This window comes from Glycomyces salinus (genome assembly GCF_016428645.1).
GTDB classification, from domain to species: Bacteria; Actinomycetota; Actinomycetes; order Mycobacteriales; family Micromonosporaceae; genus Glycomyces; species Glycomyces salinus.
The window spans coordinates 98,554-114,821 of the sequence record NZ_JAELXW010000010.1; the positions used below are offsets into that span (position 1 = coordinate 98,554).

The following is a 16,268-nucleotide window of genomic DNA, read 5'->3' on the forward strand; positions in this document are numbered from 1 at the left end:
GCTCATCCCCTTGCGAACTGCTCGGCAAGTTCCGCACAGGCGGCGACCGCGTTCGACCAGTCGGTCCACCGCACGCTGAGGTTGCGATAGGCTCCGATCTCGGCGGTGACCTCGAAGTCCGCCGGAGGCGGTTCGCTGAGCTGGCGGATCAACTGCGACCGGACCCCTTCCTCCTCGCTGAGATGGTCGGCGTAGAACTCATCGATGCCACTCAGGACCGCTGCCGCGCGCTCGATGCCGTAACGCGCGCTCAAGGCCGCCACGTCGAGATGATCCCGAGTCTGGTTCCGCCGCACGATCAGGAACGCCTTCACCCGCAAGGTCTCAGCGGGTGTGGGCACCCGAAGCACCCGGCCACTGCCCAACTCGATCTCGGCGGTCTCCAACGGCCGCCGGCGTATCAGTTGCCGCACGCCAGTCTCGATGTCACTGAGTCTGCCGAAGATGATCTTGCCCGGACGCACCCGATTGGTGACCCACTCTCCCTCGGACTCCAACGCCTCGAGCGCGACATCGAACCGATCTCGGAGGTCAGCCACCACACGGTCGTGATCATACGAATCTCGATGCCCGGCATACAACGCCGCGGCCGAGCCACCCACCAGGACCGCATCCGGAACCAGCTCCTGAAGCCGCTCTGAACCCGCCACCGCAGGTCATGTCCCTGGTTCCGCGCCTAGCGGCCCCATTGGCGGCCCCAGCGGCAAAACCGGCGGTAGCTGGTCCGGCGGTGACTCGTCTCGACGACTCTCATACGGCAGTCGTGGCGGGCCCCACACGCCCATGGCAGCTTTACGACCGGCTGACCTCGGAGGACATCGACACGATCGTCCGCGCCTACGCCGCCGGAGCCATCCAGAAGGACCTGGCGGCCAAGTTCAACATCAGCGTCGGCAGCATCCGGCGAATCCTCCGCGAACACGGCTACGGACGTCAGGGCGGTCGGCCGGGTCTCGATACAGTACGGAGGTGAGCAGACGCAAACGGAACCAGCGAAGGATCGAGCGGCTCGAGGAGCGCAGCGAAGCCCGCCAGGTGATGGCCGCGTTCGAATCGATGCTCGGCGAGCTCGTCCCGACGATGATCGACATGGGCGATCATCTGACGCAGACTGATGACCCCTTCGAGGCCGAATGCGTCGGCGGCGGCACGTTGCTGCCACTGCTGGCGACCGACATGTTCGCCAAGGCCGGCGTCGCGAGGCGGTTGGCCGAGGCCCTGGCCGCCGAGGGCGGCCCGGCCGCGCTGGCGGTCCTGCGTCTCATGACCGAACTCGATACGGACTGGCGGGTGTCGTTCGCCGCTGAACTGGCCGACGGCGTGGCCGCGGCCGGTGCGAGCGAGCCGCCGTGGGTGGGGTCGTTGCGCGCCCCGGTGGAGGCGGTCGAGTTCCTGCGGTATACGGCCGCTGAGGAGCCGTCGCTGGCGATGGTCCTGGCCGGCTTCCGCCGCGAGGGGGAGGTCCACGGGTTCAGCGTCGGCGTCGATCTCGCCGATTGCGGCGCGGCCGACCTGGTCGAGCCGATCTCCGCTGCGGACTATGACGAGGTCCTCACCATGGTTGAAGCCCAGTTCTCCACTGGAGCTTCGGGATGGGCGATGGAACGGCTCGACCACGAAGAGGCCGGGCGGTTCCTGACCGGGGCGCTCCAGGCCGCGCTCGAGCATTTCGCCGAGGATGACGAGGAACCCGATCTGATCGACCCGGACGAGGAGTCCGACGAGGACGGGCCGCTGGAGAAGGAGCAGATCATCGGGCTGGGAGCCCTGCTGTCGATGCGGCTGCGCGCCGCCGGATTGCAGGGCCCGGCTCTCGGCCACGGTGAGCACGTCCCGGCTCACCTGCGCGAACAATTGGCCCCTGCACAGCCGTCGATCGCGCAGATGATGCGGATGCTTAGCGGCGAGCCCGGGACGACACCGCTGCCGCCCCAGGCGAACCGGACCGGACCCGCCGAGGTCTACCGCCTGCGGGTGGACATCAAGGGCGCCAAGCCACCGATCTGGCGGCGCCTGGAAGCACTCGGCGACACGACGCTGGGCGGGCTGGACGACATCCTGCAGATCGCGTTCGATTGGGACGGCTGGCATCTGCACCGGTTCGACACCGCCTACGGCGACTTCGGCGACTCTACTCAGGAGCCCTCGTTCGGCGACGAGTTCCAGGTGACGATCGAGCAGGTCCTCCACGCCAAGGGCGATAAGCTGACGTACACCTACGACTTCGGCGACGGCTGGGAGCACACGGTCAAGGTCGAACACGTCGGCCCGCCCGAGCCGGGCACGGATTATCCGCGCTGTATCAAAGCCCAACTTGCAGCGCCTCCGGAGGACTGCGGCGGGATCTGGCGCTACCAGTGGCTGCGCGAATCCCTCGCCGACACCGCTCACCCCGACCACGCCCTGGCCGTGGAGTTCGTCGGGGAGCACGACCGCGCCTACTACCTGCCCGAAGCGCCCGACGCGGCCGAGCTCGACCGCAGACTCCGGGCCGACGACGGCACGGAGCAATGACCAGCGCCGCCCGTCACTAGTCGGCGTCTCCCTGGTCGGCGGCCACGACGACCCCGAAGTCTGGAAAGCGCGGAGTGCTCGACGAAGGTCATGCGCGAACAGCTCCTGGCCCGATTTTCGATCACTTGGGGGCCGACCCCCATCGCCACGTCGAAACGGACCAAACCCGGCAGGATTACCTGCCGGGTTTGGCTAAGAAGATCTGTGCGCGAGGGGGGACTTGAACCCCCACGTCCATTAGTAGGACACTAGCACCTCAAGCTAGCGCGTCTGCCATTCCGCCACTCGCGCGGGCACACACAGAGTCTATCTGGAGTTTGTTTTGCCTGCCAGTGGGGTATTTAGGCCTCCCCGGCACGCGAGATGAAACTTTACACGACCTCTGGGGTGGACGCGCAAGGGGGTTCGCGGTCGGGGGGTGGTGTGCGCGGCGGCTAGGCTGGGGGCATGACCGTGACCGCGCCTCGACTCCCTGACGCGGCGCTGGCACATTGGGACCTCGGTCAGATCTACCGGATGCAGCGGGTCCAGACCGGGTTGATGAACCGGAGTTGGCGGGTCGACGCGTCCTCCGGGTCGTATCTGCTCAAGCTGTTCCGGGATGTCACCGGCTCCGAGTTGCAGTTCCAGTTCCACGTGTTGCAGACCTTGGGCGCGTCAGGGGTGCCGGTGGTCCTGCCCACTCCGAGTCGGGCGGGGATGTCGACGATTCTGCTGGAGGGCGAGGAGTTCGGGGTCTTCCCGTGGGTCGGCGGGCGGCACCGGTCGGGCCTGTCGATGTCTCGGGAGGCATGCAGGGAGCTGGGTTCAGTCGTCGGGAGACTGCACCGCACGCTGCATTCCGCCATTCCGGCCGACCGGCCTCCCAAACCGGAGAACCCGCCCACCACCGACGCGGCGCTCGGCAAGGTCGACCGCCTGTTGGAGCTGGTCGCGGCCGGGCGCGGGGACAAGACCGGGTTCGAGGCCACCGCCGAGCAGACCCTGCGGTTGAAGCGGGGACTGCTGGTCAGGCTCGGGGACCGGCGCCCCCCGGATCTGGCGCCGCAGTTCGTGGGATACACGCACGGAGACCTGCACCCGCACAACGTGCTGCACGGCCCCGACGACCGGGTTTCGGCCGTCCTGGACTGGGACCGGTTGACCGTGGCTTCTTATGCGCGGGAGATGGCCCGCGCCGCGGTGTTCTATTTCACGTACGGTGACGAGCGCGGGCTGGACACCGAGCGCATCCGGGCCTTCGCCGGCGGCTACCGGTCGGCGTTCGACGTCGGGGAGCCCGAGATCGGGCTCGCGACGCACCAGCTGTGGTGGGACCGGCTGACCGACAACTGGGTCATCGAGTGGCACTACGTGCGGCACAACTCGGCCTGCGACCACCTGCTGCCGGGCCAGACCGGGCTGGTGAAATGGTGGACCATCCACTACTCGCAGGTCGAACAGGCACTCATGGGCCGCTAGTCATTCAAAGTGACATCCGGGTGCGGTCTCTGCGAGAATGGCTCCCATGAGCGAACTTCCCCTCCTCCACCTCCAGGGCAGCCCCTATCGCCAAGGGGTCCAGCACGGTCGGCGGCTCCGGCGGCAGATCGAGACCAACATCGAGGTGTACCGGTCGCGGATGCTGACCTCGGGGCTCAAGGAGAACGAGCTCACCGAGCGAGCACAGCGCTTCCTGGGGCTGTTCACCCGCGAGGACGCCGGGTACCGGGCGATCATGGACGGGATCGCCGAGGGCTCGGGGCAGCAGATCCTCGACATCGCCCTGCTGAACGCCCGGTATGAGCTGCTTTACAGCGCCTGGAGCGAGTTCGGCAAGCCCACCGCCGAGTCGATCCGCGGGGAGTGCACGTCCTTCGGCGGCCCCGACGGGGTCTTCGTCGATGGGGGAACTCATATCGGGCAGAACTGGGACTGGTTCACCGGTGTCGAGGGCGCACTCGTCCAGTGGAAGGCCGGGGAGACCACGGTGCTCGGCTTCACCGAGGCCGGGGTCGCGGGGGCCAAGATCGGGATCAACAGCGCCGGGCTCGGCCTGTGCATCAACGGGTTGGGCGCCAGCGTCGACGACTGGAGGATCGACTCGGTGCCGCTGCACCTGCGCACCTGGCGGGTCCTCCAGTCCACCGACCTCCAGCAGGCGATCGGGCACGCGCTGGCGCCGCGTCCGGCCTGCTCGGCCAACTTCTTCGTCGGCAGCGCCGCCGACGGGGTCGCCACCGTCGAGACCTCCCCGGTCGGCTCGCGCGTGATCTACCAGACCGGGCAGGGGCCGCTGGTCCACGCCAACCACTTCCGCGACCCCGAGGCGCTCGGGGTGTTCGAGAGCTGGCTCCAGAGCGGCCGGGTCTCCACGTTTCACCGCTGCGAGCGCATGGAGACGCTGCTGGCCAAGGAGGCCCCGGTGTCGGTCGAGCGGCTGCACGCGGCCATGCGCGACCACGACGGCGGACCGATCGCGATCTGCCGCCACCCGGTCGAGTCCGACCCCGAGGAGCTGCGGACGCATACCGCGCTGGCGGTCCACCTGGAGTTGGACTCGCAGCGGTTCAGCTACACGTGGGGCCCGCCGTGCGAGTCGGAGTTTTCCACCGTCGCGCTGTGACGGGGCGCCGGCTGCGCCAGTTCCCAGCAGGCGACCGCGGTCGCCGCGGCGACGTTGAGCGAGTCGACCCCGGCGTGCATCGGGATCACGACCGTGCGGTCGCAGGCCGCGAGCGCGGCCGGAGTGAGGCCCGGGCCCTCCGCGCCGAACATCAGGGCCGGGCGGGCCCTCTCGGCGGCCGCCACTTCGCCGATGTCGATCGCCCCTGAGGAGGGGCTGAGGCCGATGAGGGTGTATCCGGCGTCGCCGATCTGCTTGAGCCCGTCGGGCCAGGGGTCGAGGTAGGCGTACGGGAGGGCGAACACCTCGCCCATGCTGACGCGGACGCTGCGCCGGTAGAGCGGGTCGGCGCTGTCCGGGGACAGCAGGACGCCGCCGAAGCCTAGCCCGGCCGCCACGCGGAAGATCGCGCCGATGTTGGTGTGGTTGTTGATGCCTTCGAGGACCATCAGGCGATTGGAGGCGGCCAGAACCTCGGCGGGCGCGGGCAGGGGCTTGCGGTGGAACGACGCGAGCGCGCCGCGGTGGACGTGGAAGCCGGTGACGGCTTCGAGCACTTCGGGCCCGGCCGCGTAGCAGGGCGCCCCGTCGGCCAGGTGGGCGAGCTGGTCGGCTCGTTTGGCGTCGATGAGCATCGAGCGCATGCGGTACCCGGCGCGCAGGGCCCTGGTCACGACCTGGTGGCCTTCGGCGATGAACAGGCCGTGGGGCTGCTCGAAGCGGGTGCGCAGAGCCAGGTCGGTCAGGGCGCGGTAGTCCCCCAGGCGTTCGTCGTCGGGGTCGTCGATGGCGGTGACTTCGTCGGACACTCCTCGATTGTGCCCGACGCGCGGCGGGTGGCCCGGGGACGCCGTCCCCGGGCCACCCTTCACCGTGTCACTCCGAAGGCGGGAGCTCGGCGGTCCCGGACTTCTTCTTCTGCTGGGTGGTCTCGCTGAGCTTCTGGACTTCGCGGGCGGCCTTCTGGGCCTCCTCCAGGGCCTTGGCGGCCGCGTCGTCCAGTTGGAGGGCGCTGGTGTCGACCTCGACCTCCTCGTCCTCCTGCTGGGGGACGCCGACTCCACCGCCGAAGGCGTTGCCGAAGCTGCCGAGGGCGCGGGTGAGCTCGGCGGGGATGACCCACACCTTGTTCGCGTCGCCCTGGGCGATCTCGGGGAGCTTCTGGAGGTACTGGTAGGCCAGCAGCCGCTCGGTGGGCTTGGCGTTGTGGATGGCCGCGAACACGGTCTGGATGGCCTTGGCCTGGCCGTCGGCGCGCAGCACCTCGGCGTCGCGCTCACCCTTGGCGCGCAGGATCTGGGACTGCTGCTCGCCCTCGGCCTGCAGGATCTCGGAGCGCTTGGTGCCCTCGGCCTGGAGGATGACGGCGCGGCGGTCGCGCTCGGCGCGCATCTGCTTCTCCATCGCGTCGCGGATGCTCGGCGGCGGTTCGATGGCGCGCAGTTCGACGCGGGTGACCTTGAGGCCCCACTTGTCGGTGGCCTTGTCGAGTTCGGCGGCCAGCCGGGAGTTGATCTCCTCGCGGCTGGTGAGGGTCTTCTCCAGGTCCATCGCGCCGACGACGTTGCGCAGGGTCGTGGTGGTCAGCTGCTCGACGCCAGCGAGGTAGTCGTCGATGTTGTAGACCGCGGAGGTCGGCTGCGTGATGATGTAGTAGAGGACGGTGTCGATGTGGACCATCAGGTTGTCCTCGGTGATGACCGGCTGCGGCGGGAAGTTGACCACCCGTTCGCGAAGGTCGACCTTGGCCCGGACGGAGTCCACGAAGGGCACCAGGAGACGGGGCCCGGGCTCGAGGGTGCGCCGGTACCGGCCGAGGCGCTCGATGATGTAGTTCCACTGTTGAGGGACGATTCGGATCGACCGTGCGAGCACGATGATCACGAATACCGCGATGATGAGTAGGAGAATTCCGATCGGTTCCATTAGCTCTGCTTCCAAACGATGACGGTGGCTCCTTTGATTTCTACCACTGTCGCGTGATCACCGGGTTCCAGCACCTGGTCGGGCTCCAGTGGGTAGGCGGTCCAGTTGTCGCCGGCGATCTCGACCAGTCCCCCGCTGTCGTCGATCTTCTCCAGCACGAGCGCTTCGGAGCCCTCGATGGCTTTGGTTCCGATCGGGTGGGACGGCGAGCTCGAGTCCGTGGAGAGGACCTGCTTGAGGAAGGGTCGCAGGCCCCACAGGGCGGCGAGGGATCCTCCGCCGAGGGCGATGACCTGGACCCAGAGGGGCAGGCCGAGGGCGGCCGCGACGGCGGCGAGGGCCGCGCCGCCGGCGACCATGGCGAGCACGAGGGTCCCGGTGAACAGCTCCGCGACGCCGAGGATCACGGCGACGATGATCCAAATGAACGTTTCCACATTCACAAGCATGTCACGATTCACAGATGCGGGCCCGAGCCGGTGGGCTCGGGCCCGCATTTCAGCGTGCGCGGTTCTTGTCTGGGGCCGGCGGGCGGCGCGCCGGGCAGCACCCTTCGACCAGCGGGTCCCATGCCGGGAGCTTGCCCAGGCGCTTGACCGGGGCTCCGGAGACTCGCTCGGCGACCAGGTCGCGGAACATGCCGACCAGGTCGGCCCCGATCTCGGGGGTTCCGGCCCGCAGGTACCGCAGGCCGAGGCCGGAGGCGGTCTCGGCGGCCTCGTTGTCGAGGTCCCAGAGCACCTCGATGTGGTCGGAGAGGAACCCGACGGGGCTGACCACGACGGTGTCGACTCCTTCGGAGGCGAGCACCTTCAGGTGGTCGTTGATGTCCGGTTCGAGCCAGGGCATGGCCGGCGGGCCCGAGCGGGACTGCCAGACCACGTCGTGGGGCCCGTCCCAGCCGGCGTGCTCGGTCACGAGCGCGGCGGCCTCGGCGACCTGGTCGGAGTAGCGGGCGCCTTCGGGGCCGGAGCACTCCTCCATCGAGGCGGGGATGGAGTGGGCGGTGAAGACCACTCGGGTGTTCGAGGTGTCCTCGATCTGGTCGAGGGAGGCCCGCAGCTGGGCGGCGAAGCCGCCGATGAAGCCGGGGTGGTCGAAGAAGTGGCGGACCTTGTCGATGACCGGCGCGCTCTCTCCGACGGCGGCGCGGGCGGCGTTGACGTCCTCCACGTACTGGCGGCACGAGGAGTAGGAGCCGTAGGCGCTGGTGCAGATGGCCAGGGCCCGCTTCACGCCGTCGCCGGTCATCTGGGTGACCGCGTCGACCAGCATCGGCGGCCAGTTCCGGTTGCCCCAGTAGATGGGCAGGTCGATGCCGGAGGCGCGGAATTCGGCGCGCAGGGCGCCGATGACTTCGCGGCACCACTGGTTGATCGGCGAGATGCCGCCGAAATGATGGTAGTGCTCGGCGACCTCCGCGAGGCGCTCCTCGGGGATGCCGCGGCCGCGGGTGACGTTGCGGAGGAACGGGAGTACGTCGGCCGGTCCTTCGGGTCCGCCGAAGGAGACCAGCAGGACTGCGTCGTAGTCTGGCATACGGGCGCCTATCAGCTTTCGGTGCGCTCGACTCCGACGGCGTGGAAGCCGCCGTCGACATGCAGGATCTCGCCGCTGGTGGCCGGGAACAGGTCGGACAGCAGCGCGGCGCAGGCCTTGGCGACCGGTTCGGAGTCGGTCAGCGACCATCCGAGGGGGGCGCGCTTGGTCCATGCCTCCTCGAACGCCTCGAAGCCGGGGATGGACTTGGCGGCCATGGTGCGCTGCGGCCCGGCCGAGACGAGGTTGACGCGGATGCCCTTGGGGCCCAGGTCGCGGGCGAGGTAGCGGTTGGCGGACTCGAGTCCGGCCTTGGCCACGCCCATCCAGTCGTACACCGGCCAGGCCTGGCTGGCGTCGAAGGTGAGTCCGACGATGGAGCCTCCGCTTCCCATCAGCGGCAGGCAGGCGGTGGCCAGCGCCTTGTAGGAGAAGGTGGAGACCTGGACGGCCTTGGCGACGTCCTCCCACGGGGTGTCCAGGAAGTTCCCGCCGAGCGCCGAGGGCGGGGCGAAGGCGATCGCGTGGAGGACGCCGTCGATGCCGTCGACGTGCTCGCGGACCTTCCCGGCGAGCGTGTCGAGCTGCTCGGGGTCGGTGACGTCGAGTTCGACTACGGGGGCGGGTTTGGGGAGCTTGGCGGCCATGCGCTCGACCAGGGACATGCGGCCGAAGCCGGTGAGCACGACCTCGGCACCCTGCTCCTGGGCGTATTTGGCGACGCCGAAGCCGAGGGACTGCTGGGTGATGACCCCGGTTATGAGCAGTCGTTTGCCGTCCAGGATTCCAGACATCGGTTCCTCCGTGATTCTTATGTGTTGAAACGCTTAGTGGCCCATGCCGAGGCCGCCGTCGACGGGGATGACCGCGCCGTTGACGTAGGCGGCGCTGTCTCCGGCGAGCCAGGTGACGGCTCCGGCGACCTCTTCGGGCGCGGCGAAGCGGCGGGCCGGGATGGCGTCGAGGTAGCCCTTGCGCTGGGCCTCGGGCAGGGCGGCGGTCATGTCGGTGTCGACGAAGCCGGGGGTGACGACGTTGGCGGTGATGTTGCGGCTGCCGAGCTCGCGGGTGATGGAGCGGGCCAGGCCGACCAGGCCGGCCTTGGAGGCGGCGTAGTTGGTCTGGCCGGCGTTGCCGTAGAGCCCGGTGATCGAGGAGATGAAGATCATGCGGCCGAATTTGGCGCGGAGCATCTTGGCGGAGGCGCGCTTGGCCACCCGCCAGGCGCCTTTGAGGTTGGTGTCGACGACGCGCTCGAACTGCTCCTCGGTCATGCGCAGCAGCAGGGTGTCGTCGGTGATGCCGGCGTTGGCCACGAGGATCTCGACGGGGCCGAAGTGCTCTTCGACCTCTTTGAACGCGGCGTCGACGGAGGCGGTGTCGGTGATGTCGCACTGGACGCCGTAGAGGCCCTCGGGCGCGCCGGAGCCGCGGTGGGTGACGGCGACGTTGTCGCCCCGCTTCGCGAATGCCTGGGCGATCGCGAGGCCGATGCCGCGATTGCCGCCGGTGACCAGGACCGTGCGCGCCTCGTTCACGGCGGCGCCTGCGGGGTCGTTATTTGGCACAGCTCGATCTCCCTCAGGTTCTTTGTATGAAGCCACGCACGATCGTAGCGACGGCACGCCAGGACGACACAGGGGCCTTCACGCACCGTGTGGCGTCCGGCACCGTCACGGAACTCGGTTCGACCAGGCCAGGCTCAGCCCTGCGGCGGTGAACAGCAGGACAAGGGCGATGCCGATGAACCACTGCGAGATGTCCTCGGCGATCGTGCTGTAGCCGAGGGACGAGCCCATGTCCTCGTAGACCGCGCGGAGCTCCTCGACCGAGGCGGCCTCGTGGTAGCTGCCGCCGGTGTCGTCGGCGAGACCGGCGAGGGCCTCGCGGTCGACGGGGACGCCGACGAGCTGCCCGTCGAGTTCGATGGTGCCGGCGTCGGTGCCGAAGCCGACCGTGGAGACCGGGACGTTGGCGGCCGAGGCGGCCTCGGCCGCCTCGCCGATGCCGCGCCCGGCGGTGCGGTAGCCGTCGGACATCAGCAGGATGTGGGCCGGAGCGAGCTCGCCGTTCTCGTCGGCGGGGACCTGCTGGACGGCCTGGAGGGAGGCGAAGACGGCGTCGCCGGTGGCGGTGGCTTCGGCGAGGGTCAGGCCGTTGATGGCGCTGGCGACCTGGGCGTGGTCCTTGGTCGGCGGGACGGTGACCTGGGCGTATCCGGCGAAGGAGACCAGGCCGACGTTGTACTGTTCGGGCAGTTCGCTCACGAAGTCGGCCGCGGCGGTCTTGGCGGCGTCGATGCGGGTGGGGTCCACGTCCTCGGCCATCATGGACAGCGAGACGTCCAGGGTGAGGATGACCGTGGCCCGCTCCTGGGGGTCTTCGACGTCGACCGCGGGTTTGGCCATGCCGCCGACCAGCACCGCCAGGGAGATCACGATCAGCCCCGCGGGGATGTGGCGCCGCCAGCCGGGCAGGCGCGGGACGAGCTTGGCCAGCAGGGCGGTGTTGGCGAAGCGCACGGCGGTGCGCTGGCGCGAGTACTGGGCCCAGACGTACACCGCGGCCAGCGCGGCCACGGCGATCAGTCCCAACAGCCATGCCGGTTCGAGCAGGCGGATCAACGGGTCTCCATTCGTCTAGCGGTAGGCGGCGAGGTGGCGTCGTTCGGCGATGAACGTGGCGATGTCGCGCAGCCAGTCGCGGCCGGTGGAAAGTCGCAGGTGGGTCGCGCCGGCTCCGCGGATGCCGGTGGCGATGCGCTCGCGCTGCTCGGCGGCGGCGGCCTCGTAGCGGGCGCGGAAGCGGGCGTTGCCGGTCTGGACCTCGACATGCGAGCCGGTCTCGGGGTCGATGAGGTCGAGGACGCCGACGTCGGGCAGGCGCAGCTCGGCGGGGTCGACGATCTCGACGCACATGACCTGTTGGCGGACGGACAGGCGGCGCAGCTCGCGGGCCCAGTCGCCTTCGTCTATGAAGTCGGAGACGACCACGGCCAGGCCGCGGCGGCGGGTGTGGCGGCGGGTCTTGTCGAGCAGCTCGGCGAGGCTGCCGGGGCCGTCGCCCTTGGGCAACTGGGTGACCGCCCGCAGCAGCGAGCGGGCGCCTCCCCTGCCGGGGCGCGGGGGGATGGCGCGCGCCGGGCCGCCCTCGGTGACGACGGCGCCGATGCGGTTGCCGCCGCGTCCGGCCAGGTAGGAGAAGGCGGCGACGGCGTTGATGGCCAGGTCCCGCTTGAGCATGTCGACGGTGCCGAAGTCCAGACTCGGCGACAGGTCGACCGCGAGCCACGCCTCGAGTTCACGGTCGGCGACGGTGGTGCGCACGTGCGGGACGGTGGTGCGGGCGGTGACCGGCCAGTCCATGCGGCGCACGTCGTCTCCAGGCCGGTATTCGCGCGCCTCGCCGGCCTCGGTGCCGGGCCCGGGCAGGAGACCGAGGTAGTCGCCGTGGAGCAGGCCGTCGAGCCGGCGCGCGATGTGCAGTTGCAGCCGGTCGAGTGGACCCAGGTCGGCGGTGTTCACCCTGACCACGCTCTACCAGGCACCGGGCTGCTGCGGGCTGGGCGCCTCGCGCGGCTTGGCGTCCTGGCGCGGGGTGACGGTCGGGGCCGGGACGGCCTGGAGCAGCTGGCCGACGATCTGGTCGGGGGCGATGCCGTCGGCCATGGCGTCGTAGGAGAGCACGAGCCGGTGCCGCAGGACTTCGGGGGCGATGTCGTCGAGGTCCTGGGGCAGGGCGTAGTCGCGGCCGCGCAGCAGCGCGATGGCGCGGGTGGCGCGGATCAGGCCGAGGGAGGCCCGCGGTGAGGCGCCGTACTGGATGTGCTGGGACAGGCCGTTGAATCCGGCGGCGGTCGGGTTGCGGGTGGCCATGACGATCCGGACCGCGTAGTCGACCAGGGCATTGTGGATGAACACCGCGTCGGCCGCCTGCTGGAGCCGCATGATGTCGTCGGCGTCGAGGACCCGCTCGGGCTCGGGGGTGTCGACGCCCATACGGAAGACGATCTCGCGTTCCTCGGCGTCGGTGGGGTAGCCGACGTTGATCTTGAACAGGAAGCGGTCGCGCTGGGCCTCGGGCAGGGGATAGACGCCCTCCTGCTCGATGGGGTTCTGGGTGGCCATGACCAGGAACGGCTGGGGCAGACGGTGGGTCTCGCCGCCGATGGAGATGTGCTGCTCGGCCATGACTTCGAGCATCGCGGACTGGACCTTGGCCGGAGCGCGGTTGATCTCGTCGGCGAGCACGAAGTTGGTGTAGACCGGTCCGAGTTCGACGTCGAAGCTCTCAGAGGACTGCCGGTAGATGCGCGTGCCGACGATGTCGGCCGGGACCAGGTCGGGAGTGAACTGGATGCGGCGGAAGTCGGCGCCGACGACCTTGGCCATGGATTCGACGGCGAGGGTCTTGGCCACGCCGGGCACGCCTTCGATGAGGCAGTGCCCGCGGGCGAGCAGGGCGGCGAACATCCTCTCGACCAGCGCGTCCTGTCCGACGATCACCTTCTTGATCTCGAACAGCGCCTTCTCGAGCAAGGCGGCGTTCTCCGCCGGGGTCGAACGGTCGGCCTCGGATGGTGCCATCTCGGCTCCTGCTCCCACATGGTTCGGACTGGTCCCGTCGATACTAATTCGCCCGTACGAGGATCGTGAGCGAGCCGGTCCCTTCGGGTGCGGTTCGACTCCGATCCCCTTGTGTCGCCGGTGTTCTCGAGGGCGGTTCCGGGCGTTGCCGGGGTTGGAAAACTGCTTTGCCCGAAACGGTGACACGCCGCGCGGATTCATTCCGTTGATGCAGAATGTGGGGGCGCTATGCTTTGTGCAAGCCGCGCGCAGCTTCCCCCGTGGTTGCGCGCGGCTCCCTTTTTGCCCTGTCGTTCCCGATTCGAACGCACGTCCGCGACCGGTCGTGGTCGGCCGGTTCTAGAATCGCTCACATGCAGCGCCGCCGCCAGGCCCTCCTCCTTCCCGGACGCAACTACGGAGTGCAGGGACCGCTCCTGATGTTCAGCCACGTCGCCCTCCAGTCCAGGGGCGCGAGGATCTTCCCGATCGACTGGCGCGAGCCCGACCGGCTGGCGGCCGACGAGCAGTCCATGGTCGAGGGCGTGTGCGAGCAGGTCGAGCGGGTGCTCGACCGGGTCCACAACGACGACCCGCCGCTGCTGGTCGGCAAGTCCCTGGGCACGGCCGCGGCCGTCCTGGCCCAGCACCACAGCCTCCCGGCGATCTGGTTCACTCCCCTGCTCGGCGATTATCCGATCGTGCAGGCCCTGCGGCGCGCGACCGCGCCGTTCCTGCTGATCGGCGGCACCGGCGACCGGGCGTGGAACTCCTCGCTGGCCCACGAGCTGCCCGGCGAGGTCTGCGAGATCCGCGGGGCCGACCACGGCATGTTCATGCCCGGGCGGCCGCTGGTCGACTCCGCCCACGTCCTGGCCGAGGTCATCGAGGCGGTCGAGGCGTTCATCGACACAGCCGTGTGGCCCCGCCACGGTTGAGGCGGCCGTTGCAGCAGAATCGAGCTGTGACCGCAGAAACTCAGACTCCGGTCTGCTCCGCGCGCGGCTGCCGCCGCAAGGCCGAGTGGATGCTCCACTGGCGCAATCCGCGCCTCCACGGCCCCGAGCGCGTCAAGCGCTGGGCGGCCTGCGACGAGCATGTGGAGTCGCTGCGCTCGTTCCTGACCGCGCGCCGATTCCCATGCGAGACCGTGAAGCTGGATGATTGACACATGAGCCGAAGCGCAATCCCCGTCTGGGACCGGTGGCCGACCGAACTCGACTGGCGGCCGATGGCGGCCGAACTGCGGACGGTCCGCCTGCTGGGCATGACCGTGCGCCTGCTGATCCTGGCGGTGGTGATGCTGGTGCCGCTGGTCCTGTGGCTGGGCCCGGTCGGGGTCGCGATCGCCTTCGGCGTCGCGGCGGCCCTGGCCGCGCTCCGCACGTGGGTCATCGTCCGGGCCGTCCGCGCCTGGGGCTTCGCCGAACGGGAGAAGGACCTGCTGGTCAAGCACGGCCTGATGTTCCGGGAGCTGAGCATCGTCCCTTACGGGCGGATCCAGCTGGTGGACCTGAAGGCCGGTCCGATCGAGCGGGCCTTCGGGCTGACCACGGTGCAGATCCGCACGGCCGCGCTCGGCGCGGTCACCGAGATCCCCGGGCTCGACCCGGACGTGGCGCAGGGCCTGCGCGACCGGCTGGCCGCACGTGCCGCCGAGGTCAGGGAGGGGTTGTGAACGACCTCGAAGGCGAGGCCGAGCAGCGGCCCGCTCCGACCGTCGCCGCCTACCCGCTGGGGCCGGGCCTGGCCTCGGTGGCCCCGGTCGAGATCCCCAAGCGGCGGCTGCATCCGCTCACGCCGCTGCTGGAGAGCTTCCGGCTGCTGATGGTGGTCGTGCTGGCCTCGTCGTGGCAGATGTACATCCAGGAGAACGGCCGCATCGCGCTGGTCATCGTGATCCTCGCCGGCGGGTTCGGCGCGGTCAGCGGCCTCCTGTCGTGGCTGTTCACCGGGTATCGGGTGGTCGGCGGCGAACTCCAGATCGCCGAGGGCGTCCTGATCCGCAAGAGCCGCACGCTGCCGCTGGAGCGGCTCCAGGGCATCGAGGTGGCGCAGCCGCTGCGGGCCCGGCTGTTCGGGCTCGCGCAGCTGCGGATCGAGGTCGCCGGGGCCTCCGAGACCGAGGCGCCCCTGTCGTACCTGCGCATCGGCGAGGCCCGGGAGCTGCGGGAGGAGCTGCTGGCGATCGCCGGTCGCGGCGCGCGGGCCGAAGCCGGCGAGGCCGAGGACGACGAGGCCGCCGAGCCCGGCCCGCCGATCGCGCACGTGCCGACCAAGCGGCTCATCATCGGCTCGGCGCTCGAGGCGCTGCCGGCGAACGTCCTGGTCTTCGGGATCATCTTCGCCGTCATGGTCGGCGGCAACGCGGCCCTGCAAGCCTCGGGGGTCGAGACCGAGGTCTGGATCGCGGCCGCACCTATCCTGTTCGGCCTGGCCAGTTCGCTGATCCAGACGATCTCCTCGATCCTGCGCGACTGGAACTTCACGCTCTCGCGCGCCGACGGGCGGCTGCGGGTCGAGCGGGGCCTGACCGAGAAGAGCAGCAACATCGTCCCGCTCCAGCGGGTCACGGCAGTCAGCATGGACCTGCCGGTGATGTGGCGGCCCAAGCGGTGGCGGCGGGTGCAGGTCTCGACCGCCTCGCTCGCGCAGCAGAGCGCGGAGGCGATGCTGCGCGGCAACGGCCTGCTGCCGGTGGGCACCGTGGACGAGGCCGTGCGCGTGGCCGAGACCGCGCTGCCGGGCATCGCCTGGAGCGAGGTCGAGTCGGTCCTGACCCGCCCGCCGCGGCGGGCCCGCTGGCGCACGCCGCTGAGCTGGCGAGTCCGCGGGGCCGGTCTCGGCGGGGCGTTCTTCGCGGTCCGCTCCGGCCTGTTGAAGACGACCACGGTGGCCGTCCCGTACGCGCGCATCCAGCAGGTGCAGGTCAAGCAGGGACCGCTGCAACGGCTCCAGCGGCTGGCGACCGTACGGGCCCGGACCGTAGGAAGCCTCGAGCAGAACGCGGTGGCGGTGCACCGAGACGAGGCCGAGGCGGTCGCGCTCGCGGCCGAGCTGCGGGCGCGCGCCGACGCGGCGGCCGCGGCCGAGGAGCCACGGCTCAGCTAGAGGCGGTG

Annotated in this window: 18 protein-coding genes and 1 tRNA gene; 8 read left to right on the top strand and 11 right to left on the bottom strand. The window is 69.9% G+C overall.

Annotated elements, in window-relative coordinates; all coding sequences use genetic code 11:
* Window positions 1-2: 2 nt before the first annotated feature.
* On the bottom strand, window positions 3-650 hold the full coding sequence (locus JFB92_RS04300) for a hypothetical protein (RefSeq protein ID WP_199035213.1): 648 nt from the start codon (window positions 648-650) through the stop codon (window positions 3-5).
* Window positions 651-730: 80 nt separating this feature from the next.
* On the opposite strand from JFB92_RS04300, the gene JFB92_RS04305 reads away from it, so the two are divergent.
* Both JFB92_RS04305 and JFB92_RS26455 read left to right on the top strand, forming a co-directional pair.
* The gene (locus JFB92_RS04305) at window positions 731-973 is read left to right on the top strand and encodes a helix-turn-helix domain-containing protein (RefSeq protein WP_199035216.1); all 243 of its coding nucleotides are present in this window, start codon (window positions 731-733) and stop codon (window positions 971-973) included.
* Entirely contained in the window at window positions 970-2,514 is a 1,545-nt protein-coding gene (locus tag JFB92_RS26455) for a plasmid pRiA4b ORF-3 family protein (RefSeq protein WP_199035218.1), read from the top strand. The genes JFB92_RS04305 and JFB92_RS26455 overlap by 4 nt, the downstream gene beginning before the upstream one ends.
* Window positions 2,515-2,719: 205 nt before the next feature.
* Here JFB92_RS26455 and JFB92_RS04315 read toward each other — a convergent pair.
* Window positions 2,720-2,805: transfer RNA gene (locus JFB92_RS04315), tRNA-Leu, on the bottom strand.
* 156 nt (window positions 2,806-2,961) lie between these two features.
* Here JFB92_RS04315 and JFB92_RS04320 point away from each other — a divergent pair.
* A complete protein-coding gene (locus tag JFB92_RS04320; RefSeq protein WP_199035224.1) occupies window positions 2,962-3,975 on the top strand; it encodes a phosphotransferase in 1,014 nt (337 codons plus the stop codon).
* Window positions 3,976-4,021: 46 nt separating this feature from the next.
* A complete protein-coding gene (locus tag JFB92_RS04325) occupies window positions 4,022-5,119 on the top strand; it encodes a C45 family autoproteolytic acyltransferase/hydrolase (protein WP_199035226.1) in 1,098 nt (365 codons plus the stop codon).
* Here the strand turns inward: JFB92_RS04325 and JFB92_RS26460 are convergent.
* From JFB92_RS26460 to JFB92_RS04370, 9 genes are all read right to left on the bottom strand, one after another.
* Entirely contained in the window at window positions 5,068-5,928 is an 861-nt protein-coding gene (locus tag JFB92_RS26460) for a TrmH family RNA methyltransferase (protein WP_199035228.1), read from the bottom strand. The genes JFB92_RS04325 and JFB92_RS26460 overlap by 52 nt on opposite strands.
* Before the next feature lie 67 nt (window positions 5,929-5,995).
* A complete protein-coding gene (locus tag JFB92_RS04335; protein WP_199035230.1) occupies window positions 5,996-7,045 on the bottom strand; it encodes an SPFH domain-containing protein in 1,050 nt (349 codons plus the stop codon).
* Window positions 7,045-7,482, bottom strand: coding sequence for an NfeD family protein (locus JFB92_RS04340; protein WP_199035231.1), 438 nt, complete (start codon window positions 7,480-7,482; stop codon window positions 7,045-7,047). Before JFB92_RS04340 ends, JFB92_RS04335 begins: the two co-directional genes overlap by 1 nt.
* 61 nt (window positions 7,483-7,543) lie before the next feature.
* Window positions 7,544-8,584: a ferrochelatase gene (locus JFB92_RS04345; RefSeq protein WP_199035232.1), complete on the bottom strand. Its 1,041-nt coding sequence runs from the start codon at window positions 8,582-8,584 to the stop codon at window positions 7,544-7,546.
* Window positions 8,585-8,595: 11 nt separating this feature from the next.
* Window positions 8,596-9,378: an enoyl-ACP reductase FabI gene (gene fabI / locus JFB92_RS04350; protein WP_199035233.1), complete on the bottom strand. Its 783-nt coding sequence runs from the start codon at window positions 9,376-9,378 to the stop codon at window positions 8,596-8,598.
* Window positions 9,379-9,411: 33 nt separating this feature from the next.
* Complete coding sequence (locus tag JFB92_RS04355) at window positions 9,412-10,122, bottom strand: beta-ketoacyl-ACP reductase (protein ID WP_199035370.1); 711 nt, start codon at window positions 10,120-10,122, stop codon at window positions 9,412-9,414.
* Between the two features lie 135 nt (window positions 10,123-10,257).
* Entirely contained in the window at window positions 10,258-11,208 is a 951-nt protein-coding gene (locus JFB92_RS04360; RefSeq protein ID WP_199035234.1) for a VWA domain-containing protein, read from the bottom strand.
* 15 nt (window positions 11,209-11,223) lie between these two features.
* Entirely contained in the window at window positions 11,224-12,108 is an 885-nt protein-coding gene (locus JFB92_RS04365) for a DUF58 domain-containing protein (protein WP_307789013.1), read from the bottom strand.
* Window positions 12,109-12,120: 12 nt separating this feature from the next.
* The gene (locus JFB92_RS04370; protein WP_199035236.1) at window positions 12,121-13,170 is read right to left on the bottom strand and encodes an AAA family ATPase; all 1,050 of its coding nucleotides are present in this window, start codon (window positions 13,168-13,170) and stop codon (window positions 12,121-12,123) included.
* A gap of 353 nt (window positions 13,171-13,523) precedes the next feature.
* Between JFB92_RS04370 and JFB92_RS04375 the strand changes: the two genes are divergently transcribed.
* Genes JFB92_RS04375 through JFB92_RS04390 form a run of 4 tightly spaced genes read left to right on the top strand, consistent with a single transcriptional unit; the run spans window position 13,524 to window position 16,260 of the window.
* Entirely contained in the window at window positions 13,524-14,087 is a 564-nt protein-coding gene (locus JFB92_RS04375) for an alpha/beta fold hydrolase (protein WP_199035237.1), read from the top strand.
* A gap of 26 nt (window positions 14,088-14,113) precedes the next feature.
* Window positions 14,114-14,317: a hypothetical protein gene (locus tag JFB92_RS04380; RefSeq protein ID WP_199035239.1), complete on the top strand. Its 204-nt coding sequence runs from the start codon at window positions 14,114-14,116 to the stop codon at window positions 14,315-14,317.
* A 3-nt stretch (window positions 14,318-14,320) separates the two neighbouring features.
* Window positions 14,321-14,827, top strand: coding sequence for a PH domain-containing protein (locus tag JFB92_RS04385; RefSeq protein ID WP_199035243.1), 507 nt, complete (start codon window positions 14,321-14,323; stop codon window positions 14,825-14,827).
* On the top strand, window positions 14,824-16,260 hold the full coding sequence (locus JFB92_RS04390; protein WP_199035251.1) for a PH domain-containing protein: 1,437 nt from the start codon (window positions 14,824-14,826) through the stop codon (window positions 16,258-16,260). Before JFB92_RS04385 ends, JFB92_RS04390 begins: the two co-directional genes overlap by 4 nt.
* Window positions 16,261-16,268 lie beyond the last annotated feature (8 nt).

Excerpts from the sequence above, each read along its gene's own strand:
- JFB92_RS04370 (WP_199035236.1), bottom strand. The coding sequence starts at position 13,170 with ATGGCACCATCCGAGGCCGACCGTTCGACCCCGGCGGAGAACGCCGCC.
- JFB92_RS04375 (WP_199035237.1), top strand. The coding sequence starts at position 13,524 with ATGCAGCGCCGCCGCCAGGCCCTCCTCCTTCCCGGACGCAACTACGGA.
- fabI (WP_199035233.1), bottom strand. The coding sequence starts at position 9,378 with ATGTCTGGAATCCTGGACGGCAAACGACTGCTCATAACCGGGGTCATC.
- JFB92_RS04320 (WP_199035224.1), top strand. The coding sequence starts at position 2,962 with ATGACCGTGACCGCGCCTCGACTCCCTGACGCGGCGCTGGCACATTGG.
- JFB92_RS04325 (WP_199035226.1), top strand. The coding sequence starts at position 4,022 with ATGAGCGAACTTCCCCTCCTCCACCTCCAGGGCAGCCCCTATCGCCAA.
- JFB92_RS04335 (WP_199035230.1), bottom strand. The coding sequence starts at position 7,045 with ATGGAACCGATCGGAATTCTCCTACTCATCATCGCGGTATTCGTGATC.
- JFB92_RS04345 (WP_199035232.1), bottom strand. The coding sequence starts at position 8,584 with ATGCCAGACTACGACGCAGTCCTGCTGGTCTCCTTCGGCGGACCCGAA.
- JFB92_RS04385 (WP_199035243.1), top strand. The coding sequence starts at position 14,321 with ATGAGCCGAAGCGCAATCCCCGTCTGGGACCGGTGGCCGACCGAACTC.